The organism is Sphingobium sp. DC-2 (genome assembly GCF_000722555.1).
Classification (GTDB): Bacteria; Pseudomonadota; Alphaproteobacteria; order Sphingomonadales; family Sphingomonadaceae; genus Sphingobium; species Sphingobium quisquiliarum.
In genome coordinates, this window is sequence record NZ_JNAC01000100.1 from 19,190 (window position 1) to 41,591 (window position 22,402).

Genomic DNA, 22,402 nt, shown 5'->3' on the forward strand with positions numbered 1-22,402 from the left:
CCGGTACAGCGCTTGACGGCATGCCGCCCTGCTTCCCCGGCAAAGCAGCTACTGAACGAAGGTCAGCGACAGATTTTCGGCATTTTTAGGGATATCGATCCGGCTTTCGTTGATCGACGCTTCCTCGCCGGGTTTCAGGCTGTTGCGATCCGCCTTCGTTGTCCAGCTGAACACCAGCCGGTTCTGCTGGTCGCGCAGTTGCACCAGCACCGGCGGCACCGGCAGCGTTTCCTTGCCGCTGTTCACGATCCGCGCGCCGAACGCGAAATATTCCTCGCCGGTCGGCAGCTTCCGGCGCTCGGCAGGCTTGGACAGGTAGAAAAGCAGGTCGGGATCGCCCTCTTCCGCCACAAGGCCAAGGTTGACGGCCCAACTCGGCGCGCCGAAATACCAGAGGCTGCCCCCCAGCGCCCCCACGGCCAGGAAGAAGGCGACCGCTGCATAGGTCCATAGTTTCAGGCGATTGCGGTGCGGCCGGGCAGGGGGCGCGGCTTCCTCCACCTCTTCCGGCGCGGCGCGGCCATAGATATCGTCGGTGCGATAGTCGCGATAGGCAGCGGCCGCCGGAGCCCGCGCGGGCTCCTCCGCCACGGCCTGCGGCGCGGGCGTTCGAGCTGCGGAAGGTGCCGGGCGCGCCGGTTCCTCTGCCTCTGGTTCCACGGATGGCGCAGGAGAAACGGGGGGGGCGGCCGGACGCGGTGGAGGCGGCGGTGGCGGGGCTGGCGGCGGCGCGTCCTCAACGGCCGGGACGGTGGCAGGCGCCATCTCCTTCCGCATGTCCAGCGCCGGTCCTTCCTGGAACCAGCTATGTTTGCAGGAGGCGCAGCGAACCTGGCGGCCATGGGGGCCGACGGCGCTGTCCGGCACAATATAGCGCGTGGCGCAATTGGGACACACCAGGATCATGACGCTTCATAGGCATGGCTTGGACTCGAGGGCAAGCAGCATCGTCAGCGGGCCGCGACATGCCGCGACTCGCCAGCCTGCGCGGCTTGGGCTTTACGGCTCCCTGCCCGCTGTGCCATGGCTGAACCCACGGGGAAGCAGGGAGCGCGCAGGCGCATTCATTGAACCATGTCGGCGATCGTCCAGTTCGAAAATGTCGGCCTGCGCTATGGTCTGGACAGCGAGACCCTGTCCGACGTCAGCTTCTCCCTGCACGGCGGCGGCTTCTACTTCCTTACCGGCGCATCGGGCGCGGGCAAGACGTCGCTGTTGAAGCTCCTTTACCTTGCGCAGCGGCCCAGCAGGGGCGTCATCCGCCTGTTCGGTGAGGATGTGGTGACGCTGCCCCGCAGCCGCTTGCCCGGTTTCCGCCGCCGCATCGGCGTCGTCTTCCAGGACTTCCGTCTGGTCCCGCATCTGTCCGCCTATGACAATATCGCGCTGCCCCTGCGCGTCGCCGGCATGGCGGAGGCGGAAACCCATGCGTCGGTGTCGGAAATGCTGAACTGGGTAGGGCTGGGCGACCGGGGCGAAGCGCGTCCCGCGACCTTGTCGGGCGGAGAGCAGCAGCGCGTCGCCATCGCGCGCGCGGTCATCGCCCGGCCTGAAATATTGGTGGCGGACGAGCCGACCGGCAACGTCGACGCTGATATGGCCCGCCGCCTGCTGACCCTGTTCGAAGCGCTCAACCGCCTTGGCACCACCATCGTCGTCGCCACCCACGACCTGCCGCTGATCGGTCAGGTGGAAGGCGCGCAGATGATGCGGCTGGACAAGGGGCGGCTGTCGGACCCAACCGGATTGCTGCGCTACCCGCCGCGCAGCCAAGCGGCGGCCGAATCATGACCGGCGCGGACCGCCGCGCCGCCGCCGCCGCGCGGCACCGGCTGCTGCCCGAAGGCCGGGTAGCGGGCCCCATGCCCTGGGTCATCGCGATCATGATGTTCCTGACCGTGCTCGCCGCCGCCGCCGGACTGGGCCTTGGCACGGCGGTCAAGTCGGTGGGCGCTGAACTGGCCGGGCGGGTGACCGTGCAGATCGTCGAAGCCAATGCCGACCGGCGTGAGGAGCTGAGCGGACGCGCCGCCCGCCTGCTGCGGGAAAGCGGAGATGTGCAGGCGGTGCATCCGGTCGATCCCGCCGCCCTCGCCGACCAGATCAAGCCCTGGCTGGGCGAAGAGGCGGTGAGCGGCGACCTGCCCATTCCCGCGCTGATCGACGTCGAACTCACGCCCGGATCGGCACATGCCCGCGTGGATCGCCTGCGCAAGGCAATGGCCGCTCTGTCCCCCAATATCCGTATCGAACCGCATGCCGCCTTCCTCCAGCCGCTTGGGCGGTTGCTCGCCGCGCTCGGCGGGCTGGCGGCGGGAATCGTGCTGCTCATGGCCATCGCCACCGCCGCGATCGTGGTGCTGGCGGCGCGTGCTGCGCATGACAGCCATCGCGGCACCATCGACGTTCTGCATCTGATGGGCGCGACCGATGTCCAGATCGCCCGCCTGTTCCAGCGGCGGATCGGGCTGGACGTGCTGTTCGGCGGACTGTTGGGCTTTGCCGTGGCGCTGCTGGTGATCCTGCTGCTCGGCGCGCGGCTGACCGCTACCGGCTCCGACCTGCTTGCCGCGATCAGCCTGCCCTGGACAAGCTGGCTGATCCTGGCCGCGCTGCCGCTGGGCGGCGTGCTGCTGGCGACGCTCGCCGCGCGCTGGACCGTGCTGCGCTCGCTGGGGCGGCTGCTGTGATCGTCCGGCTCTTTGCGATCACCCTGCTGGGATGGATGCTGGGCTTCGCATGGTTCGCGATCTTTCTTCCCCAACCGTTGGACGGCCGCCCGACCGACGCCATCGTCGTGCTGACAGGGGGTGCGGGCAGGATCGATCGCGGCCTTGCCCTGCTCCAGGAGGGCGCGGCGAAGCGCATGCTGATTTCCGGCGTCGACCGGTCGGTCCGCCCGGCTGAACTCGCCGCCCAATATGACGTGCCCGAACGGCTGTTTTCCTGCTGCATCACCCTGGGCCGGGAAGCGATCGACACGCGGTCCAACGCCATCGAAACCGCGCACTGGCTGGAGCGGCGGGACTACCGCACGGTCCGCCTGATCACCACCGACTGGCACATGCGCCGGTCAGCGCTGGAACTGCGGCAGGCGCTGCCGGAACGTGTGACGATCGTCTATGACGCGGTGCCCAGCCGCCCCAGCCTCACCATGCTGGCGCGCGAATATAATAAATATCTGCTGCGGCGCGGCGCGGCCCTGATCGGGATATAGGCGGGACATGATCACGCTTCTGCGGTCGCTCGCCTATATGCTGGTCTTCTACGGCATCTCCGTCCTGCTGGTGCTGGCCGCGCTGGCCGCCGCCTTTGTCGCGCCCAGCGCCGTTCAGCCGGTGGCGACGGCCTGGGCCTATTTCCACCGTTTCTGCGCGCGCTGGCTGCTGGGGCAGAAGGTGCGGGTGGAAGGAGACCTGCCGCGCGGCGGCTATCTCTATATCGTCAAGCATGAATCCATGTTCGAAACGATCGACATGCTCTGCCTGTTCGACCGCCCGGCCATTGCCGCCAAGCGGGAGTTGTTCGACATTCCGCTGTGGGGCCGGGTCGCGCGCCGCTACGGCCTCATCCCGGTGGAGCGCAGCGCCGGGGCCAGTGCGATGCGCGCCCTGCGCACGGCCGCCTGCAAGGCGGTGGGGGAAGGACGCCCCCTGTGCCTCTTCCCCGAAGGAACCCGCGTCCCCCATGGCGAAGCGCCGCCGCTGAAAGCGGGTTTCGCCGGACTTTATGCCCTGCTGGGCCTGCCGGTCGTGCCGATCGCGGTGGACAGCGGCCGGCTGTCGCCGCGCGGCAGCTTCCTCAAGCGCTCCGGGGTCATCACCTACAAGGTGGGGGAGGTGGTGCCCGCCGGTCTCGACCGCAGGGAAGCGGAGGCACGCGTCCATGCCGCGATCAACGCGCTGAACGGACCGAAGGAAGGCCATGCTCCTGTGAGGGCAGGAGCCCAGATTAGCCCGTAGGACATCAGCGGATCAGATCAATGCGACCGTCCGAAGTCCGGCTTGGGATCATCCTGCCCCTGTTCGATGATCGACCGGCGGATGGCGCGGGTGCGGGTGAACAGGTTGAACAGCGTGTCGCCGTCATTCCACCGGATCGCCCGCTGCAAAGCCGACAGATCCTCCGAAAAGCGCTGGAGCATTTCCAGCACGGCATCCTTGTTCGCCAGGAACACGTCGCGCCACATGGTCGGGTCTGACGCGGCGATGCGGGTGAAGTCGCGGAAGCCGCCCGCCGAATATTTGATCACCTCCGACTGGGTGACATCCTCCAGATCGCTGGCCGTGCCGACAATCGTATAGGCGATCAGGTGCGGCAGATGGCTCGTCACCGCCAGCACCAGGTCATGATGCTGCGGGTCCATCATCTCGACATCCGCGCCCACGCGCCGCCACAGTTCGGCGACCCGCTCCACCGCCACCTGATCGGCACCGGCCGGGGGCGTGACAATGCACCAGCGGCCCCGGAACAGCGATGCGAAACCCGCCTCCGGCCCGCTATTCTCCGTCCCCGCCACGGGATGCGCGGGAATGATCGCCCGGCCCGGCAGCGCTGCCGTCAATTGCGCCAGCACGTCCGCCTTGCACGATCCGACGTCGCTGATGACGGCGTCGGCGGGCAGGTCGTCGGCGATTTCCGCCGCCGCCGCGCCCATCGCCCGCACCGGCACGCACAGCACCACCAGATCGGCATCGGTCACGCTTGCGCCCGCCGTGTCGGTCACATCGTCGCACAGGCCGATCGCCCGCGCGATCTGCCGCACATGCGGGTCGGCGTCATGCCCCGTCACCCGCACCGCCGGCATATATTCGCGGATTGCCCGCGCGAGCGATGAGCCTATCAGGCCAAGGCCGATGATGGTGACGCGCGCGAATGGCAGCATGGTTCAGGCCGCCTCCGCCATCGCCCGCAGCTTCGCCGCGACGGCGCGCATCTGCTCCTCCGTACCGATGGTGATGCGCAGCCCGTTGGGCAGGCCCTGCCCCGGCAGCCATCGCGTGGCGAAGCCTTCGTCCCACAGCCCCCTCATCGCCGCTTCCGCGGTCAGCCTGCCGTTGAACAGGATCAGCAGGAAATTGGCCTTGCTGGGCACCGCGCGCAGGCCATGATTGGACAGCGAAGCGACCTCCGCCGCCAGCCATTCGCGCCACTGCCGGTTATGCGCGCGGCTCGCCTCCACCCAGGCGCTGTCGCCGATCGCCGCGACCGCGGCAGCCTGTCCCGCCGTCGTCACGTTGAAAGGCGCGCGAATACGGTGCAGCGCATCGATGATCTCCGCGCTGGAATAGCCCCAGCCGATGCGCTCGGCGGCAAGGCCGTAGATTTTGGAGAAGGTGCGCGTCACCAGCACGTTGGGCGCATTCTTCGCCAGCTCCATGCCGCCATCTTCCTCATCCGCATCCAGATATTCGGCATAGGCCTGATCCAGGACCAGCAGGATATCGGGGCGCAGCGCGGCGTGCAGGCGCGCAATCTCCGCCCGGGGCGTCATGGTGCCGGTGGGATTGTTGGGATTGGCCAGGAAGAGGACCTTCGTCTTTTCCGTCACGCAGGCGAGCAGCGCATCCACATCGGTCGCATAGTCCGCGTCCGGCGCGATCACCGGCGTCGCGCCCACCCGCCGCGCGGCGATGTCGTAGACGGAAAAGCCGTAATGTACGTACAGCACCTCGTCCCCCGGCCCGGCATAGGCGCTCGCGGCGATGTGCAGCAGTTCGTCCGAACCCGTGCCATATATGACGCGCGCCGGGTCCAGCCCATGCACGGCGGCGATCGCCTCCCGCATCTTCGTTGCGCCCGGATCGGGATAGGTGGCAAGGTCGGCCGTCGCAGCGTTCAGGGCCGCGCGCGCCGCCGGACTTGTCCCCAGCGGGTTCTCATTCGCCGACAGCTTGATCAGCGGGCGGCCGTCATCCGCCGCCGCCTTGCCCGGCACATAGGGGGAAATGCCGAGTATCCAGTCCTTGGGTGCAGGTTTCGTCATGGCGGGGCTTTAGCGTCATCCGCGCCAAAGGCAAAGCGCCGCTGGCCGGCAAGTGGGTGGACGCCGCGCGATTGACAGCATGCCTCCGCAGTCCTAGCCCGCATCCACCATGGCCAGCGCTCTGCTTCCCGATGACAGCCGTTTCGGTCTCCGCCGTCAGGTACGCCTGCCCGGCCACTTGCGGCTGGACAGCGGCGCAACGCTCGCGCCCGTCGACATCGCCTATGAAACCTATGGGGCGATGAATGAGGACAAGAGCAATGTCATCCTCATCTGTCATGCGCTGACTATGGACCAATATGTGGCGTCCGAGCATCCCGTGACAGGCAGGCCCGGCTGGTGGTGGCGGTTGGTCGGCGAAGATAAGCCCATCGACCCGGCGCGTCATTTCATCATCTGCGCAAATGTTATTGGCAGCTGCATGGGTTCCAGCGGTCCCGCCAGCATCGATCCTGCAACCGGCGAGCCATATGCGATGCGTTTTCCGGTTCTCACCATCGCCGATATGGTGCGGGCGCAGGCGCTGCTGCTAGACCATCTAGGCGTCGATCGACTCGCTACGGTCATTGGAGGATCGATGGGCGGCATGCAGGCGCTGACTTGGCCGGTTATTTTCCCCGAGCGGGTCGAAAGCTGCGTCGTCATCGCCTCCACCGCCCGCCACAGTGCGCAGAACATCGCGTTCCATGAAGTCGGCCGCCAAGCGATCATGGCGGACCCGAATTGGCGCGGCGGTGATTATTATGGTGATGGCCGAGTGCCGGGCGCTGGCCTGGCCGTCGCCCGCATGGCCGCGCACATCACCTATCTGTCCGAAGCGGGGCTCACCGAAAAATTCGGCCGCCGCTTGCAGGGCCGCGACGCCAAGACCTTCGGCTTCGACGCCGACTTTCAGGTCGAATCCTATTTGCGCCACCAAGGCCTCAGCTTCGTTGAGCGGTTCGACGCCAACTCTTATCTCTACATCACTCGCGCCATGGACTATTATGACATTGCGGAAGATCATGGCGGCAGCCTCGCCAAGGCCTTCGCGCCATCCAAGGCCCGCTTCTGTCTGGTCAGCTTCGATACCGACTGGCTCTATCCCACGGCGGAGTCCCGCGCCATCGTTCACGCCCTCAACGCCAGCGGCGCTCAGGCGAGCTTTGTCGAACTGTCCAGCCCCTTTGGCCATGACGCCTTCCTGCTGGAATGCCCGGAACTGAACCGGGTTGTCGACGGCTTCCTCAAGGGCGGCCGCGCATGAGCGAAGAGGGGTTGCGGCCCGACCTTGCCCTCATCGCCCGCACCGTCACTCCCGGAGCCCGCGTGCTGGACGTAGGCTGCGGCGACGGCGCGCTGATGGCGGCGCTGCGCGATGCCAAGCAAGTGGATGCCCGCGGCCTTGAACTCGACGCCAGCAACGTCGCCGCCGCCGTAGGCCGGGGCCTGTCGGTCGTGCAGGGCGACGCCGACACTGACCTCACTTACTATCCCGACGCCAGCTTCGACTATGCGATCTTGAGCCAGACGCTCCAGACCACCCGCCGCCCGGATCTGGTGGTTGAGGAACTGCTGCGCATCGGCCGTCAGGCGTTCGTATCCTTCCCCAACTTCGCCCATTGGCGCGGACGGCTGTCCCTGCTTTGGGGCGGCCGCATGCCGGTGACGCGCCTGCTGCCCGACACATGGTATGACACGCTCAACATCCACCATGTGACGGTCGACGATTTCCGCGCCCTGGTGAAGGAACGCGGCTGGACCATCGATGGTCAGTGGTTCCTCAAGGGCGACAAGGAAACCACCCACGCGAACGCGAACCTGTTCGCCGAGCACGCCGTTTTCCTGCTCCGAAAATAGCCGCGCAGCGAAAATCATTATTTACGCGGAGGCGCGGAGATTTGTTGCGGCTTCTCCGCGCCTCCGCGTGATTCAAAAATCTTTTCGCGCAGAGGCGCAGAGGCGCAGAGGCGCAGAGAAAAATACTCTTCTGCGTCCTCTGCGCCTCTGCGCGAACAAATCAGAGAAGCCTCAACGCTCCTTCGTCGCGCTGAACTTCACCTTGGGATGCCGCTCCTGCTGATATCCCACATCCCACGCGCTTTTCGCCATGAAGACGAGATTGCCGTCCCGGTCCCGCGCCATATTCGCGCCGTTGAACGACACCAATTCCTTCACCGCCGCCTCATCGCCTGAAATCCAACGCGCCGTATCGAAGGGCGAAGCTTCCAGCCCAGCCGCGACCTTATACTCCGCCTCCAGCCGAGAAATCAGCACGTCCAGCTGCAACTGCCCGACCACGCCGACCACCCAGCTGCTGCCGATCTCCGGATAGAAAACCTGGATCACGCCCTCTTCGGACAGGTCATCCAGCGCCTTGCGCAACTGCTTCGTCTTGGTCGGGTCCTTGAGCGCCACGCGCCGCAGGATTTCCGGTGCAAAGTTAGGCAGGCCGGTGAACCGCACCCCCGCCTTCTCCGACAGCGTATCGCCCACCCGCAACGTGCCGTGGTTCGGAATGCCGATAATGTCGCCCGGAAAGGCCTCATCCGCAATCTCGCGATCTTGCGCGAAAAAGAGGATCGGCGAATGCACCGCGATCGGCTTGCCGCTGCCCGAAGGGGTCAGTTTCATGCCGCGCCGGAACTTGCCCGAACACAGCCGCATGAAAGCGATGCGGTCGCGATGCTGCGGGTCCATATTGGCCTGCACCTTGAAGATGAAGCCGGTGACTTCGCTATTCTCCGGCTCCACCGGCGCGGGCTCAGCCGGCTGCGCACGCGGCGGCGGTGCATGGGCGGCGAGCGCGTCGATCAGTTCTGTCACGCCAAACAGCTTGAGCGCCGATCCGAAATAGACCGGCGTCAGGTCGCCATGGCGATAGGCGGCCAGATCGAAGTCGGCATAGCCGCCCACGGCCAGCTCCGCCTCCTCGCGCAGCTTTTCCAGCCCTTGCGCGGAAATATGCTCGGCCAGCGCATCGTCAGCGATGCCCTCGACAAACACTTCCCTGCCCTCAAATTCCTTGGAAGGACCGCTCGGCTGCCGCAGCCGGTTCTTGGCGAAATCGTAGATCCCCTCGAACGTCCCGCCCATGCCGACCGGCCAGCTCATCGGGCATACGTCCAGCGCCAGCGCGTCCGCCACTTCGTCCAGCAGGGCAAAGGTGTCGCGCCCCTCACGGTCCACCTTGTTGACGAAGGTGATGATCGGCACGTTGCGCAACCGGCAAACCTCGAACAGCTTGCGCGTCTGCGGCTCGATGCCCTTGGCGGCGTCGATCACCATCACCGCCGAATCGACCGCCGTCAGCGTTCGATAGGTATCCTCCGAAAAATCCTCGTGCCCCGGCGTGTCGAGCAGGTTGAAGGTAATGCCGCCCCGCTCGAACGTCATGACCGAGCTGGTCACCGAAATGCCGCGCTGCTGCTCGATCTTCATCCAGTCCGACCGCGCCCGCCGGTTCGCCCCGCGCGCCTTGACCTCGCCCGCAAGATGGATCGCGCCGCCTTCCAGCAACAGCTTCTCGGTCAGCGTGGTCTTGCCGGCGTCAGGGTGGGAAATGATCGCGAAGGTGCGGCGGGATGGGATGGTCATTCGGTTGTCCAGATATTCCAACAGCCATTCGCGCTGAGTAGAGACTGAGCGAAGTCGAAGGGCCGTATCGAAGCACCGCGCGCTCAAATCAGCCCTTCGATACGTTGCTTCGGCAAGCTCAGCAGCTACTCGGGACGAACGGATTCACCGGCTCACTAGTCGGTAACCAGCGTCACGTCCATGCGGAACCGCCGCTCATCCCCCGGCAACAGGCGCATGACACCCTGCTTCTCCCAGACATCGCCCTCGAATCCTACCAGGTCCGCCATTCCCGCCCAAGGCTCGACGCACAGATAATGCGCGCCCGGCTTCTGCCACAGCCCCAGCCAGGGCGTATCAGGAAAGTCGATCTTCAACCGCGTCCGTCCCGGCACACCCCATATCAGGCTATGGCTCTCCAGCTCATCCCAAACCAGCGCGTCGTCCTTAAACATCGCATAGGTCGGCCTCAGCACGTTGCCATCGACCGGCGACGGGATGCGATCCCGCGCAATAAGCCCCGGTTCGTCCCCAACCTGACGCAGCAGCGCAGGCTCCGGCTTTTCAAACTCGATCAGATGCTCCTCCGCCGCCCCGCCATAGGGCAGCGGCCACGCAAAGGCGGGATGATAGCCAAAGGAAAAAGGCATGTCCGCTTCGCCCAGGTTCATCAGGGACGCCGTCATCATCAGCGTCCCGCCAGCAACCGCGAACCGCATGTCCAGCCGGAAATCAAACGGATAGACCGCCCGCGTAGCCGCATCCGCCTCCAACCGGAACGTCACCGATTCAGGCAGATGCTCCACCTGCGCAAAGGCCATGCGCCGCGCAAAGCCGTGCTGCGGCATCGCATATTCGCGCCCGTCCACCCGGTACACATCCCCCCGCGACCGCCCCACAAAGGGAAAGAGCAAAGGCGCATGCCCGGTCCACCAGCGCGGATCGGCATCGGTCATCAGCTCGCGCCCTTGCGCGTCGGTAAGCGACCACAGCTCTGCGCCTAGAGGGTTGATGGCGGCGGTGAGCGTGCCGGATGCGATTGTCACCAACTCGTCCACAGCATACCCCCTGTCAAGAAACCCATCGATCATCGCCATCCTGAAACAAGTCCAGAATGACGATGGAGAAAGACTTAGCCCCGCAAAGTCCCCCCCAGCTTCTCCGCCGCCTTCACCACCGCAGCGCTGATCGCATCAAGTTCTTCCTGCGAAAAGCTTTTTTCCCCCGGCTGCAACGTCACCTCGACGGCCATGCTCTTGCGCCCTTCATCCACGCCCGGCCCGACGAAAACATCGAACAGCCGCACGTCGGTGATCGCCTTCTTGTCCGCGCCCCTGACCGCGCGGACCAGCGCATCGGCCTCCACCGCCTCATCGACGATAAAGGCGAAATCGCGCTTCACCGCCTGCAATGGGGGCGGCGCATAGGGCGCACGCATGAAGCCGCTTGCCCGCTTGGCCGGTATGGCATCCAGGAAGATCTCGCCCGCGACTGCTATGCCGGTCAGGCCAAATTGCTTAGCCAGCGAAGGATGCAGTAGGCCGAATTCGGCCAGCATCGTCTTCGGGCCCAGCCTCAGCGTCCCTGACTGGCCCGGATGATAGGCCGCCGATGCCTCGCCGTGATTCTGCAAATTACCGACTGGCGCGCCCGCCGCCGCCAGCAGGGCGATCACTTCCCCCTTGGCATCGAAAGCGGAAAAGGGCTGCGCCTTGCCCGTCTGCCAGCCGCGCGCGACCTTTTCGCCCGCCAGCACGAAGCCGATCGTGGCCCGTTCCTTGTCCGCGAAATAACGCCGCCCCACTTCGAACAGCCGCACCGAAGCCGCGCCGCGATCCATGTTGCGCCGCGTCGCCGACAACAGGCCAGGCAGCAGCGAAGGCCGCATGACCTTCAAATCCTCCGAAATCGGATTGGCCAGCGTCCATGCGGCGCCGCCGACCGAAGCCGCTTCCTTCTCCGAAATGAACGACCAGTTGATCGCTTCGGCAAGCCCGCGCGCTGCCGCCGTCCGGCGTACCCGCCGCTCGACCAGTTGCTCCGCCGTCGCCGTCGGCCGGGCCACGCCGGGGGCCCGGGGCAGGGGCGTGGAGGGCACCTGATCCAGGCCCACGATCCGCACCACTTCCTCGACCAGATCGGGCCAGCCATCGACGTCACGCCGCCAGCTTGGCACGGTTACGGTCCAGTTGGCGGGAGTCGCGACCGGCAGGCCATCTTCATAGCCGAAGGCCGCGTCATTGCCTTCGACGCCAAAGCCCAGGCTTTCGAGAATATGGCGCTGCTCGCTTCCCGCGACATCCACGCCCGCCAGAGCCAGGCATTGCGCCGGATCATAGGTCACCGTTTTGACCGCGACCGGCGGCTCACCCGCTCGCGTCGCCTCGCTCGGCGTGCCGCCGCACAGCTTCACCACCAGGTCGGTCGCGATCGACAGGCCATCGTCCAGGAAAGCCGGGTCCACGCCCCGCTCGAACCGCCCGCGCGCGTCGGAGGTGAGCCCCAGCTTCTGCCCCGTCACCGCGATCCGCTCCGGCGTGAAATAGGCGCATTCGATCAGCACGTCGGTCGTGCTGTCCTGCGCGCCCGAATGCTCGCCGCCCATGATGCCGCCAATATCGTGCACCGCGACATCATCGGCGATGACCGTCATCGTCTCATCGACCGTATAGGTCTTGCCATTGAGCGCCAGCACCTCTTCGCCCGCCCTGCCCCGGCGCGCCGTCAGCGGGCCTTTCAGCGTGGCCATGTCATAGACATGCAGCGGCCGCCCCAGATCGATCATCAGATAGTTGGTGATGTCGACCAGCGTGCTGATCGGCTTCTGCCCGATCGCCTTCAACCGCTTCGCCATCCATTCGGGCGACTGGCCGTTTGCGACTCCGCGCACCGTCCGCGCGAAGAAGGCGGGGCACCCGTCCGCATCCTCGACCCGCACATCCGGGCCGGGGCCGCTTCCTTCGACGGTGGGAATGACGATGGCGTTCAGCGTCCCCAGCCCCGCCGCCGCCAGATCGCGCGCAATGCCGCGCACACCCATGCAATCCTGCCGGTTGGGCGTGATCGACACGTCGATGACCGGATCGTCCAGCCCGGCCCATTGCGCATAGACCTGCCCAACCGGCGCTTCCGGGCTCAGTTCGATGATGCCGTCATGGTCCTCGCCCAGTTCCAGTTCGCGGGCCGAACACATCATGCCGTTGGATTCGACCCCGCGAATGGCGGCTTTCTTGAGCACCATGCCATTGACCGGCACCACCGCGCCCTCGCGGCCGAACACGCCGACAAGGCCAGCGCGCGCATTGGGCGCGCCGCACACGACCTGAAGCGCGCCCTCACCGGCGTCCACCGTCAGCACCTGCAACTTGTCCGCCTGCGGATGGCGCTTCGCCGTCAGCACCCTGGCGATGCGGAAATCACCCAGCTTCTCCGCCGGATTCTCCACCCCTTCGACCTCAAGGCCGATGTTGGTCAGCGCTTTCAGAATCTCCGGCAGGCCGGCATCGGTGTTGAGATGCGTCTTGAGCCAGCTCAGCGTGAACTTCATGCGCCCACTCCTCCGCTCAGCGTGGGGACATCCAGCGCCGAAAAGCCATAATGTTTCAGCCAGCGCAGATCGCCGTCAAAGAAAGCGCGCAAGTCGTTCATCCCATATTTCAGCATCGCAAGGCGGTCGACGCCCGTACCGAAGGCAAAGCCCTGCCACTCGTCCGGGTCGAGCCCGCACGCCTCGATCACCCGGCGGTTGACCATGCCGCTGCCCAGCACTTCCAGCCAGCCGCCGCCTGGGCTGTCGCCATCGCCCCCGATCACCCGCTGCCCATTAGTCAGCGTATAGCCCACATCGACCTCCACTGACGGCTCGGTGAAGGGGAAGTAGCTCGGCCGCAACCGCAGCACGATGTCGTCCCGCTCGAAGAACGCCTTGAGGAACGTCTCCAGCGTCCATTTGAGGTGCCCAAGGGTGATGCCCCTGTCGATCACCAGCCCCTCGATCTGATGGAACATCGGCGTGTGCGTCGCGTCGCTGTCCGATCGGTAGACCCGCCCCGGCGCGATGATGCGGATCGGCGGCTCTCCATTCATCATCGTGCGGATCTGCACCGGCGAGGTGTGGGTGCGCAGCAGCATCTTTTTCCCGTCTTCACTGCCGGGGAAATAGAAAGTGTCGTGCATCGCCCGCGCCGGATGCGTCTCCGGAATGTTGAGCGCGGTGAAATTATGCCAATCGTCCTCGATCTCCGGCCCGGTCGCGACGGAAAAGCCAAGGTCTGCGAAAATTTCCGCCAGCTCGTCCATCACCTGGCTCACTGGATGCACCGACCCCTGCGGACCGATGTCGGCAGGCAGGGTCATGTCGATCTTTTCGGATGCCAGCCTGGCGTCGAGCGCGGCCTGCTCCAGCGCCACTTTCCTTTCCGCCAGCGCGGCCGTGACGCTTTCCCGCAGGTCCTGGATCGGCGGACCCTTTTCAAGCCGCTCCTCCGGGCTCATCGGCCCCAGCGTCTTGAGCAGGCCGGTCACGACGCCATTCTTGCCCATCGCGCCGACGCGCAAGGCTTCCAGCGCGTCCAGCGTGTCGGCGGCGGCGATATCGGCGATCAGGCCGGCTTTCAGATTGGCAATTTCACTCATATGCTTCGTCGGTCCCGGACGGCGGAAAGTCTGGCTGCGCCTTAGCGGGGCGCGCAGCCCAAGGAAAGGGTCAGGCCCGCGCCCCCAGCAGCGCGCCGCCAAAGCCTATGAACAGCAGGCCGGTCGCGCGGTTGAACAGCCGCTGCCGGTTGGCCGGTTCCAGCCAGCGCCTGAGCTTCATGCCGCCCAGCGCATAGGCGCCGTACCAGAAGCTCTCGATCGCCACGAAACTGGCGATCAGTATGGCAAGCTGCATGCCGAAGGGACGGGCGGTATCGATGAATTGCGGGAACAGCGCGGCGGCGAAGATGATGAGCTTGGGGTTGGAAAGCCCCGTCAGCAGCGCGGTGCCGTACAGCGCGCGCGCTGGCACCGGGCGCGGGCTGATCCCTTCCTCTCCGGTAGTAACCTGTGCCCGCCAGGCTTTCACGCCCAGCCAGATGAGGTAAGCGACGCCCGCATAGCGCAGCACATCGAACAGCAGCGGCGAAGTTTTCAGCAACGCTCCAAGGCCCAGAGCCGACGCCGTCAGGCACAGCAGCACCGCGCTCATCAACCCCGCCATGGCCGCAAGCGCCCTGCGCGGCCCATGGGCGATGCTCTGGCTCATCACATGCAGCATATTGGGCCCCGGCGTGGCCGAGATCAGGAAAACCGCCGTGACGTATAGCCACCAGAGATGGAGTGACATGGGTGTGTCCTGGTAAATGGCAGCCACCAACTACGTTCGCTTCGAGGGAGGTCGAGAAGCGGCTGGTGCATCCGGCACGTTCTCGACTGCGCTCGAAACGAAAGGTGATGGAAAACAAAAAGGGCGCCGGAAGCATCTGCCCCGGCGCCCCTTTGGACGATCTTGCGATCGATCCGGCTCAGGCCGCGGGCAGCGCAGCCTTTGCCTGGGCGATGATGGCGCTAAACGCCTCGCCTTCGTGCATCGCAATGTCGGCCAGGACCTTGCGGTCCAATTCCACGCCAGCCAGCTTCAGGCCGTGCATGAACTGCGAATAGGTCAGGCCCTCGGCGCGGACGCCAGCGTTGATGCGCTGGATCCACAGGCCACGGAAGGTCCGCTTCTTGACCTTGCGGTCGCGATAAGCGTACTGGCCAGCCTTTTCGACCGCCTGGCGGGCGATACGGATCGTATTCTTGCGACGGCCATAATAGCCCTTCGCCTGATCTAGAATCCTCTTATGCTTCGCCTTGGTGGTCGTACCACGTTTTACGCGTGCCATGTGCCTCTACTCCTTACTTCAGGCCGTAGGGCGCCCAGAGGCGCACGTGAGCGACGTCGGCGTCGGACATGACCGAAGTGCCGCGATTCTGGCGGATATACTTCGCATTGTGGCTGATCAGGCGGTGACGCTTGCCAGCGACGCCGTGCTTGACCTTGCCGGAAGCGGTGAACTTGAAGCGCTTCTTCACACCGCTCTTGGTCTTGAGCTTGGGCATTTTCGTCTCCTTTTACAGCGCGACGATTACGGACAGCCACGGCAGCCCTCGTTAGCCGGGCGGTCCTTCCAAATATCGCGAAGGGGCGCGCATAGTCGCCCAGCCGCCGGAAAGCAAGGTGATTCGGGAGCCAAAGGGCATGACCGGCGTTGTTCGCGGCATGGCCGATGCCGATCCCCTTCGTCCGGCTCCCCCGGCGAGCGAAGTTCCTTCGCGCGCAGGCGGCGTGCATCATTACTGGTCGCAGACGCGCGAACGCTGGCGCAAGCTGCCGCTGCCAGTGCGCATATTGCTGTGGATCGCGGGCGTCCTGTTCGCCCTCTGGCTGATCCTCTTCATCACCAAGGGCCGCTTCCTCAAGCATCCGTTCGAACGCTTCCTCAGCAGCAGGCTGGAGCGGCCGGTCGAAGTGGATGGCGATTTCCAGCTCTATTTCGCACCCATCACCATCAAGTTCCTGGCCGAAGGGATGCGCGTCGCCAACACGCCCTGGGCCAGCCGGCCGGAATTCTTCCGCGCTGACCTTATCGACATGCGCATCGCGCCGCTCAGCCTTATCTTCGGCGACAAATATCGCATCCGCTGGCTGGAGCTGCGCAACGCCGCGACCGATCTGGAATGGTCGCCCGACGGAAAAAGCAATAGCTGGACCTTCGGCGATCCGAACAAGAAGGGCGAGCCGCTCAATCTTCCGCTGATCCAGCGGGCGATGCTGGCGGGCACCACGCTGCGCTATCGCGATCCCCGCATGCAGTTGAGCGCGGACATCCGGTTCGACACGGTGAAGGCGCAGGACACGCGCTTCGCCAACGACATTCGCTTCCAGGGCGACGGATCGATGCGGTCGCGGCCCTTCACCCTGCGCGGCGGCCTGCTGTCGCCCGACGAAATGGTGACCGGCGGCAAGAACAGCCTGGTGCTCCATGCCCGATCGGGCGCGACTAATCTTGAAGTTAGCGGCACGCTGCCCGGCGCCACCCAGATCGAGGGCGCGGACCTGCGGCTCACCGCCTATGGACCCAATCTGGCGCTGCTGTTCGACTTTCTGGGCGTCGCCATTCCCGAAACACGCGCCTATCGCTTCACATCGGCGCTGACGAAGCAGGATGAGGAATGGCGCTTCACGCACCTCAAGGGCCGTTTTGGTGACAGCGACCTGGCCGGGCGCATGACCGTGTCCCTGCCCGGCAATCGATTGCTGCTGCGGGCGAACCTCACCACACAGACGCTCGACATCATCGATGTGGGGCCCTTCATCGGCTATGATCCGCAAAGGCTAGAAGCGCAGGGCAAGGCAGGCGCGATCCAGACGGTGGGCGGCGCGCCACGCGTGCTGCCGGACGCGCCGCTCCGGGTCGAGGCGCTGCGCAATTTCGATGCGGATGTGCGCTATGACGTCCGGCGCATCCGCGCGCCCAACGTCCCCATTTCCAATGTCAGCCTCACTTTGGCGCTGCAACGCAGCCTGCTCACCCTGTCGCCGCTGACCTTCGATATGTCGGGCGGGCATGTCAGTTCCGACATAGAGATCAACGCGCGGGGGACGCCCGTGCGCACCAGCTATGACATACGCCTGTCGCCCACCCCGATGGGGAAGCTGCTCGGCCGCTGGGGCGTGGAGGAATCGGGCACGACCGGAACCATCAAGGCGCGGGTGCAGATGACGGGGCTGGGCGACACCGTCCATGAATCGCTTGGCACCTCCAACGGCCGCATCGCCGTGATCCTGCCTGCCGGGACCATGTGGGCACGCAACGTCCAGCTATCGGAACTGGATATCGGCACCTTCATCACCAAGATGTTCGAAAAGAAGCTGAAGGAGCCGGTCCAGATCAATTGCGGCCTCATCGCCTTCACCGTGCGCAACGGCATCGCCGCGGCCGACCCGATCATCATCGACACGAAGAAGAATGTGATGCTCGGCCGGGGCGGCTTTTCCTTCCGCAACGAAAGCCTCGACCTTGCCTTCCGCGCCGACGGCAAGAAGTTCAGCCTCTTTTCCGGCCAGTCCCCTGTCGGCATCAACGGCTATTTCGCCAAGCCCGGCATCGACGTCATCAGCCCCGAACTGATGGCGCGCGGTGGAGCGGCCGCTGCCCTTGGCATCGCCGCGACGCCGCTTGCATCGGTGCTGGCCTTTGTCGATGTGGGCGACGCCAAGAGCGCGGCGTGCGGGCCGGTGCTGGCCGGAGCGACGGCGGCGGCCCAGCGGACCAAGGGCGGCGAGCCCCGCGACGATGTGGGCCGCGGCACCACCGCCAAGGATGAAGAGGGCAAGGGCAGCGGCAAGGAACGCAAGGAGCAGAAGAAGAAGTTTCTGGGAATTTTCTAGGGCGGGCGATTATCCAGACTTTCTCAATGCTGGTGATGCCCCTCCGCCAGCGCTTCGAGCACGTCATCCAGCCGGGCCGGATCGCCGATCGCGATGACGCGGCCGTCGCTTTCCATCGTGACCGGATCGCCTGCCCAGTCGCACATCCGCCCGCCAGCACCTTCCACCACCGGCACCAGCGCGGCGATGTCGTGCAGTTTCAGCCCCGCTTCGACGACGATGTCGACATGGCCCGACGCCACCAGCCCGTAATTATAGCAGTCGCCGCCCCACACCGTGTCGCGGCACTGGCCCGCGAGCCGGGAAAAATGCTCCCCCGTGCAGCCGGGGAAATATTGGGGGCCGGTGCTGGCGACGATCGCGTCTTCCAGTGACCGGCAGGCGCGGGTCCTGACCGGCTGCCCGTTGAAGGTCGCCGCCTGGCCCGCCATTCCGGCCCAGCGCTCCCTGGCGATCGGCTGGTCGATGATGCCGATGGTCGGCCAGCCCGCCTGCGTCAACGCGATCAGCGTGCCAAAGATGGGCCGCCCGGCGATGAAGCTGCGCGTGCCATCGATCGGATCGAGTATCCACACCCGCTCCGCATCGTCCCGCGTCGCGCCATATTCCTCGCCGATGATGCCGTCATGCGGCCGCTCCTTTTCCAATATCGCGCGAATCGCGGCTTCGGCTGCCTTGTCCGCTTCCGTCACCGGCGACTGGTCGGTCTTGAATTCCATGTCATAGCGCGCGCGGAAGAAGGGGCGGATCGCCGTTGCAGCGGCGTCGGCAAGGCGGTTGGCGAGGGCCAGGTCATCGCGGGTGGTCATGGCTCTTGGCCCTAGCGGCAAAGCGCCGCGCGCGCTAGGCTGTGGCCCGCGACGATGAAGGAGAGAAGCATGCCCGGCTCACCCATCATCCCCGGCCTGCGCTATGCCGATGCGCCCGCCGCCATTGCCTTTCTGTGCGCCGCCTTCGGCTTTGAAGTGCGCGCTTCCTACGAAGATGAGCATGATCCGGCCATTATCCACCATGCCGAACTGGTGCTGGGCGAAGGCATGATCATGCTGGGCAGCGCGCGGGATGGAGAGGCCGAGTCCCTCTATAACTGGACGACAGCGCGCAACCTGGGCGGCGTCACCAGCTGCATCTATGTCGTCGTGCCCGATGCCGACGCCCATTGCCTCCACGCCCGCAATGAAGGCGCGGTGATCGTGTCGGAACCGCATGACAATGCGGGCTATCCGGGGCGCGGCTATGAAGCGCTCGACCCCGAAGGCAATCTCTGGAGCTTTGGCAGCTACGATCCCTGGGCCGGACAGGCTTAAGCCTTCGGCAACGCCCCTTCGCTAGACATGGGCGGCGAAGAGGGAGTTTTCACGTGGCGCTGATCGGCTGGACATTCGCGTTTGCCGCGCTGCTGGGCGCGCTGGCGCTGCGGCAGGACATGCCGGTGGGCGGATCGGCCAGCCTGTCGAACATCCTCCTCCTGCTGGCGCTGCTGGCCTGCCCGATGGTCTGGCAGGATAAGCCCTTGGGCATTTCGCGCAAGCAGCGGATCGTCAGCGGACTGATCCTGTGCTTCTGCTTGCCGCTGATCCTGCTGCCCTCCGCTTAGGCCGGTATCAACTCACTCCAGCATCCACCCACCGCAAAGTCGCGCGGCGCAACTTCCTGATCAGTCGAACAGGCTGGAAACCGAAAGAGTTCGGCCGGACGATCCCCCGGATCGTCCGCCAGCCTGCTCTCCCTTCAGTCGAACAGGCTGGAAACCGAACTCTCATCCGCGATGCGCTTGATCGCTTCGCCCAGCAGGGGCGCGATCGGCAGGTGGCGGATGCTCTTGGCGGTGCACACGGCATCAGTCCCCTGAATCGAATCGGTGATCACCAGTTCCTTGAGTTCCGACGCTTCGACGCGCGCCACCGCGCCGCCCGACAGCACGCCATGGCTGACATAGGCGACCACATCCTCGGCGCCCGCTGCCTTCAATGCGCCAGCCGCGTTGCACAGCGTCCCCGCCGAATCCACGATGTCGTCGATCAGCACGCAGAAACGGCCCTTCACGTCGCCGATGATGTTCATCACTTCCGATTCGCCCGCCCGCTCGCGCCGCTTGTCGACGATGGCGAGGGGGGCGTTGTCCAGCCGCTTGGCAAGGGCGCGGGCGCGCACCACGCCGCCGACATCGGGCGACACGACCATCAGGTTGCGGTCGCCGAAGCGCGCCTGTATATCGGCCGACATCACCGGCGCGCCGAACAGATTGTCGGTCGGGATATCGAAAAAGCCCTGGATCTGCCCGGCATGCAGATCGACCGACAGGACGCGGTTCGCGCCCGCCGTGGTGATGAGGTTCGCGACGAGCTTGGCGGAAATCGGGGTGCGGGGGCCGGGCTTCCGGTCCTGCCGGGCATAGCCGAAATAGGGGACGACCGCCGTGATTCGCTTGGCCGACGCGCGCTTGAGCGCATCGATCATGATCAGCAATTCCATCAGATTGTCGTTGGTGGGATAGCTGGTCGACTGGATCACGAACACGTCTTCGCCGCGCACATTTTCGTGGATTTCCACGAAAACTTCCTCGTCGGCGAAGCGGCGGACGCTCGCGTCGGTCAGGGGGATCTCGATATAGTCGGCAATGGCGGCCGCGAGCGGCTTGTTGGAATTGCCGGTCATGAGTTTCATGGCCTTGACCCCCGTGACGAATTGATGACGCTGCTTGAAACGCGGCCCCTTTAGCGGTGGTTGCGGCGGCTGGAAAGGCGCTTTTGCGCCTTGGGGCAAAATGCACTAGGGCGCTCGCCCATGACCGACAAACTTGTGATCGCCCTGGCCCAGACCACGCAGTCCGTGGGCGATCTTGCCGCCAATGCCGATGCGATGCTGCAATGGCGCGAACGGGCGGCGGGCGCCGACCTCATCATTTTCCCCGAATTGCAGTTGATCGGCTATCCCCCTGAGGATCTGGTGCTCAAGCCCGCTCTGGTCGACAGGGCCAATCGGGAGCTTGACCGGCTGGCGCAGGCGACGGCCGATGGCGGCCCCGCCATGCTGGTGGGCACGGTCGTCGCGTCGCAGGGCGTGCTGTTCAACGTCGTCGCTCTGCTGGAAAATGGCGCGGTCACGGCGATCCGGCAGAAGCGCGAGCTGCCCAATTATGGGACGTTCGATGAAAAGCGGCTGTTCGCGCCCGGTCCGCTGCCCGCGCCGATCGACTTTCGCGGCGTGAAGATCGGCGTGCCCATCTGCGAGGATATCTGGTTTCCCTTCGTCACCGCCCATCTGCGGGCCGAAGGGGCGGAATTGCTGATCAGTCCCAATGGCAGCCCGTTCGAAGTGGACAAGGACGACCGCCGTATCAACGCCGTCGCGGGCACGCGCGTGCGGGAAACCGGCCTGCCGCTGATCTACGTCAACCGCGTCGGTGGCCAGGACGAACTGGCCTTCGACGGCGCGTCCTTCGTCATGGGCGCGGACCTTTCCATTGCGCACCAGCTTCCCGATTGGGAAGAGGCGCTGGTGCTGACGGAATGGGAGAAATGGGACGGCCAGTGGCTGTGCCTTCCGGGCGAGCGCCACAGTCTGGATGAGCGGCCCGCCGACATCTACAACGCCATGGTCATCGCCTTGCGCGACTATGTCGACCGCAATCGCTTCCCCGGCGTGGTGCTGGGCCTCTCTGGCGGCATCGATTCGGCGCTGTCCGCCGCCGTCGCGGTCGATGCGCTGGGGCCGGACCGGGTGTGGTGCGTGATGATGCCGTCGCGCTTTACCAGCCAGGACAGTCTGGACGACGCCGTCGAATGCGCCCGGCTGCTGGGCGTCCGCTATGACGTCATCCCGATCGAACCAGGCGTGGACGCGTTCGACGCCATGCTGGGGGACGTCTTCGCCGGACGGCAGCGCGACCTGACCGAGGAGAATATCCAGTCGCGCATTCGCGGCGTGCTGCTGATGGGCCTCTCCAACAAGTTCGGCCATATGCTGCTGACCACCGGCAACAAGAGCGAGATGTCGGTCGGCTATGCCACCATCTATGGCGACATGGCGGGCGGCTATTCGGTGCTCAAGGACGCCTACAAGACCACCGTGTTCGACCTCAGCCGCTGGCGCAACGCGCACATGCCCTCGCTGGGCAAGGGACCCGCTGGTCCGGTGATGCCAGACCGGGTGATCACCAAGCCCCCCAGCGCCGAACTGCGCGAAGATCAGAAGGATGAGGACAGCCTGCCGCCCTATGAGCTGCTCGACCCCATCCTCTACGGCCTGGTGGAGGAGGAACTGTCCGTCGAGCAACTCGTGGCCCGCGGCTTCGAGCGTGACATGGTCGCGCGCATCGAACGGCTGCTCTACGTCGCGGAATATAAGCGCCGCCAGTCGCCCCCTGGAGTGAAGCTCGGCAGCCGCAATTTCGGGCGCGACCGCCGATATCCGATCACCAACGCCTTCCGGACGCTGTAAGC

General features: G+C 65.4%; 22 protein-coding genes. 10 read left to right on the forward strand and 12 right to left on the reverse strand.

Translation table 11 applies throughout. The features are described from left to right. Positions 1–48: 48 nt before the first annotated feature. Positions 49–906 carry an MJ0042-type zinc finger domain-containing protein gene (locus tag ET21_RS0118250; protein ID WP_030540788.1) on the reverse strand — a complete coding sequence of 286 codons (858 nt, stop codon included), beginning with the start codon at positions 904–906 and terminating at the stop codon, positions 49–51. 168 nt (positions 907–1,074) lie between these two features. Here ET21_RS0118250 and ftsE point away from each other — a divergent pair, with 168 nt between their 5' ends. The 4 genes from ftsE to ET21_RS0118270 are packed head-to-tail and all read left to right on the forward strand — an operon-like array spanning position 1,075 to position 3,962. Then, complete coding sequence (ftsE, locus tag ET21_RS0118255) at positions 1,075–1,791, forward strand: cell division ATP-binding protein FtsE (protein ID WP_021239160.1); 717 nt, start codon at positions 1,075–1,077, stop codon at positions 1,789–1,791. Then, positions 1,788–2,690, forward strand: coding sequence for an ABC transporter permease (locus ET21_RS0118260; RefSeq protein WP_030540789.1), 903 nt, complete (start codon positions 1,788–1,790; stop codon positions 2,688–2,690). The genes ftsE and ET21_RS0118260 overlap by 4 nt, the downstream gene beginning before the upstream one ends. Further along, positions 2,687–3,217, forward strand: coding sequence for a YdcF family protein (locus ET21_RS0118265; protein ID WP_021238424.1), 531 nt, complete (start codon positions 2,687–2,689; stop codon positions 3,215–3,217). Before ET21_RS0118260 ends, ET21_RS0118265 begins: the two co-directional genes overlap by 4 nt. A 7-nt stretch (positions 3,218–3,224) precedes the next feature. Beyond that, entirely contained in the window at positions 3,225–3,962 is a 738-nt protein-coding gene (locus ET21_RS0118270) for a 1-acyl-sn-glycerol-3-phosphate acyltransferase (RefSeq protein ID WP_051768220.1), read from the forward strand. A 17-nt stretch (positions 3,963–3,979) separates the two neighbouring features. On the opposite strand, the gene ET21_RS27825 is transcribed toward ET21_RS0118270, so the two are convergent. Together ET21_RS27825 and hisC are read right to left on the reverse strand one after the other, a co-directional pair. Further along, a complete protein-coding gene (locus ET21_RS27825) occupies positions 3,980–4,885 on the reverse strand; it encodes a prephenate/arogenate dehydrogenase family protein (protein ID WP_021238422.1) in 906 nt (301 codons plus the stop codon). A 3-nt stretch (positions 4,886–4,888) separates the two neighbouring features. After that, positions 4,889–5,986 (reverse strand): histidinol-phosphate transaminase, encoded by a 1,098-nt coding sequence (gene hisC / locus ET21_RS27830; protein ID WP_030540791.1) that lies wholly within the window; start codon positions 5,984–5,986, stop codon positions 4,889–4,891. 109 nt (positions 5,987–6,095) lie between these two features. Here hisC and ET21_RS0118285 point away from each other — a divergent pair, with 109 nt between their 5' ends. Both ET21_RS0118285 and metW read left to right on the forward strand, forming a co-directional pair. Continuing rightward, positions 6,096–7,232 carry a homoserine O-acetyltransferase gene (locus ET21_RS0118285; protein ID WP_030540792.1) on the forward strand — a complete coding sequence of 379 codons (1,137 nt, stop codon included), beginning with the start codon at positions 6,096–6,098 and terminating at the stop codon, positions 7,230–7,232. Next, the gene (gene metW, locus ET21_RS0118290) at positions 7,229–7,825 is read left to right on the forward strand and encodes a methionine biosynthesis protein MetW (RefSeq protein WP_021238419.1); all 597 of its coding nucleotides are present in this window, start codon (positions 7,229–7,231) and stop codon (positions 7,823–7,825) included. Before ET21_RS0118285 ends, metW begins: the two co-directional genes overlap by 4 nt. Positions 7,826–7,996: 171 nt before the next feature. Here the strand turns inward: metW and ET21_RS0118295 are convergent, their stop codons facing one another. The 7 genes from ET21_RS0118295 to rpmI form a co-directional block, all read right to left on the reverse strand. Beyond that, positions 7,997–9,562, reverse strand: coding sequence for a peptide chain release factor 3 (locus ET21_RS0118295; protein ID WP_030540793.1), 1,566 nt, complete (start codon positions 9,560–9,562; stop codon positions 7,997–7,999). Between the two features lie 155 nt (positions 9,563–9,717). Beyond that, a complete protein-coding gene (locus tag ET21_RS0118300; RefSeq protein WP_051768221.1) occupies positions 9,718–10,632 on the reverse strand; it encodes an aldose 1-epimerase family protein in 915 nt (304 codons plus the stop codon). A 41-nt stretch (positions 10,633–10,673) separates the two neighbouring features. Then, positions 10,674–13,088, reverse strand: a complete 2,415-nt coding sequence (gene pheT / locus ET21_RS0118305) for a phenylalanine--tRNA ligase subunit beta (RefSeq protein WP_030540795.1) — start codon at positions 13,086–13,088, stop codon at positions 10,674–10,676. Next, positions 13,085–14,176 carry a phenylalanine--tRNA ligase subunit alpha gene (pheS, locus tag ET21_RS0118310; protein WP_030540796.1) on the reverse strand — a complete coding sequence of 364 codons (1,092 nt, stop codon included), beginning with the start codon at positions 14,174–14,176 and terminating at the stop codon, positions 13,085–13,087. The genes pheT and pheS overlap by 4 nt, the downstream gene beginning before the upstream one ends. Positions 14,177–14,246: 70 nt before the next feature. Further along, on the reverse strand, positions 14,247–14,867 hold the full coding sequence (locus ET21_RS0118315; protein WP_030540797.1) for a LysE family translocator: 621 nt from the start codon (positions 14,865–14,867) through the stop codon (positions 14,247–14,249). A gap of 178 nt (positions 14,868–15,045) precedes the next feature. After that, positions 15,046–15,408 carry a 50S ribosomal protein L20 gene (gene rplT / locus ET21_RS0118320; RefSeq protein ID WP_007689504.1) on the reverse strand — a complete coding sequence of 121 codons (363 nt, stop codon included), beginning with the start codon at positions 15,406–15,408 and terminating at the stop codon, positions 15,046–15,048. A 13-nt stretch (positions 15,409–15,421) separates the two neighbouring features. After that, positions 15,422–15,625: a 50S ribosomal protein L35 gene (gene rpmI / locus ET21_RS0118325; protein WP_007689506.1), complete on the reverse strand. Its 204-nt coding sequence runs from the start codon at positions 15,623–15,625 to the stop codon at positions 15,422–15,424. Positions 15,626–15,785: 160 nt separating this feature from the next. On the opposite strand from rpmI, the gene ET21_RS0118330 reads away from it, so the two are divergent. Then, positions 15,786–17,957 carry an AsmA family protein gene (locus ET21_RS0118330; protein WP_030540798.1) on the forward strand — a complete coding sequence of 724 codons (2,172 nt, stop codon included), beginning with the start codon at positions 15,786–15,788 and terminating at the stop codon, positions 17,955–17,957. 23 nt (positions 17,958–17,980) lie between these two features. Here the strand turns inward: ET21_RS0118330 and hisN are convergent, their stop codons facing one another. Beyond that, on the reverse strand, positions 17,981–18,766 hold the full coding sequence (gene hisN, locus ET21_RS0118335; protein ID WP_030540799.1) for a histidinol-phosphatase: 786 nt from the start codon (positions 18,764–18,766) through the stop codon (positions 17,981–17,983). A gap of 69 nt (positions 18,767–18,835) precedes the next feature. Here hisN and ET21_RS0118340 point away from each other — a divergent pair, with 69 nt between their 5' ends. Then, positions 18,836–19,264: a VOC family protein gene (locus ET21_RS0118340; RefSeq protein WP_030540800.1), complete on the forward strand. Its 429-nt coding sequence runs from the start codon at positions 18,836–18,838 to the stop codon at positions 19,262–19,264. 53 nt (positions 19,265–19,317) lie between these two features. After that, positions 19,318–19,554 carry a hypothetical protein gene (locus ET21_RS0118345; protein ID WP_030540801.1) on the forward strand — a complete coding sequence of 79 codons (237 nt, stop codon included), beginning with the start codon at positions 19,318–19,320 and terminating at the stop codon, positions 19,552–19,554. Positions 19,555–19,688: 134 nt separating this feature from the next. On the opposite strand, the gene ET21_RS0118350 is transcribed toward ET21_RS0118345, so the two are convergent. Next, a complete protein-coding gene (locus ET21_RS0118350) occupies positions 19,689–20,624 on the reverse strand; it encodes a ribose-phosphate pyrophosphokinase (protein WP_021237797.1) in 936 nt (311 codons plus the stop codon). Between the two features lie 120 nt (positions 20,625–20,744). Between ET21_RS0118350 and ET21_RS0118355 the strand changes: the two genes are divergently transcribed. Further along, complete coding sequence (locus ET21_RS0118355; protein WP_030540802.1) at positions 20,745–22,400, forward strand: NAD+ synthase; 1,656 nt, start codon at positions 20,745–20,747, stop codon at positions 22,398–22,400. Positions 22,401–22,402 lie beyond the last annotated feature (2 nt).

Coding starts and splice junctions, on each gene's coding strand:
- ET21_RS0118250 (WP_030540788.1), bottom strand. CDS start 906: ATGATCCTGGTGTGTCCCAATTGCGCCACGCGCTATATTGTGCCGGAC.
- ftsE (WP_021239160.1), top strand. CDS start 1,075: ATGTCGGCGATCGTCCAGTTCGAAAATGTCGGCCTGCGCTATGGTCTG.
- ET21_RS0118260 (WP_030540789.1), top strand. CDS start 1,788: ATGACCGGCGCGGACCGCCGCGCCGCCGCCGCCGCGCGGCACCGGCTG.
- ET21_RS0118270 (WP_051768220.1), top strand. CDS start 3,225: ATGATCACGCTTCTGCGGTCGCTCGCCTATATGCTGGTCTTCTACGGC.
- ET21_RS27825 (WP_021238422.1), bottom strand. CDS start 4,885: ATGCTGCCATTCGCGCGCGTCACCATCATCGGCCTTGGCCTGATAGGC.
- hisC (WP_030540791.1), bottom strand. CDS start 5,986: ATGACGAAACCTGCACCCAAGGACTGGATACTCGGCATTTCCCCCTAT.
- ET21_RS0118285 (WP_030540792.1), top strand. CDS start 6,096: ATGGCCAGCGCTCTGCTTCCCGATGACAGCCGTTTCGGTCTCCGCCGT.
- metW (WP_021238419.1), top strand. CDS start 7,229: ATGAGCGAAGAGGGGTTGCGGCCCGACCTTGCCCTCATCGCCCGCACC.
- ET21_RS0118295 (WP_030540793.1), bottom strand. CDS start 9,562: ATGACCATCCCATCCCGCCGCACCTTCGCGATCATTTCCCACCCTGAC.
- ET21_RS0118300 (WP_051768221.1), bottom strand. CDS start 10,632: ATGATCGATGGGTTTCTTGACAGGGGGTATGCTGTGGACGAGTTGGTG.
- pheT (WP_030540795.1), bottom strand. CDS start 13,088: ATGAAGTTCACGCTGAGCTGGCTCAAGACGCATCTCAACACCGATGCC.
- pheS (WP_030540796.1), bottom strand. CDS start 14,176: ATGAGTGAAATTGCCAATCTGAAAGCCGGCCTGATCGCCGATATCGCC.
- ET21_RS0118315 (WP_030540797.1), bottom strand. CDS start 14,867: ATGTCACTCCATCTCTGGTGGCTATACGTCACGGCGGTTTTCCTGATC.
- rplT (WP_007689504.1), bottom strand. CDS start 15,408: ATGGCACGCGTAAAACGTGGTACGACCACCAAGGCGAAGCATAAGAGG.
- rpmI (WP_007689506.1), bottom strand. CDS start 15,625: ATGCCCAAGCTCAAGACCAAGAGCGGTGTGAAGAAGCGCTTCAAGTTC.
- ET21_RS0118330 (WP_030540798.1), top strand. CDS start 15,786: ATGGCCGATGCCGATCCCCTTCGTCCGGCTCCCCCGGCGAGCGAAGTT.
- hisN (WP_030540799.1), bottom strand. CDS start 18,766: ATGACCACCCGCGATGACCTGGCCCTCGCCAACCGCCTTGCCGACGCC.
- ET21_RS0118340 (WP_030540800.1), top strand. CDS start 18,836: ATGCCCGGCTCACCCATCATCCCCGGCCTGCGCTATGCCGATGCGCCC.
- ET21_RS0118350 (WP_021237797.1), bottom strand. CDS start 20,624: ATGAAACTCATGACCGGCAATTCCAACAAGCCGCTCGCGGCCGCCATT.
- ET21_RS0118355 (WP_030540802.1), top strand. CDS start 20,745: ATGACCGACAAACTTGTGATCGCCCTGGCCCAGACCACGCAGTCCGTG.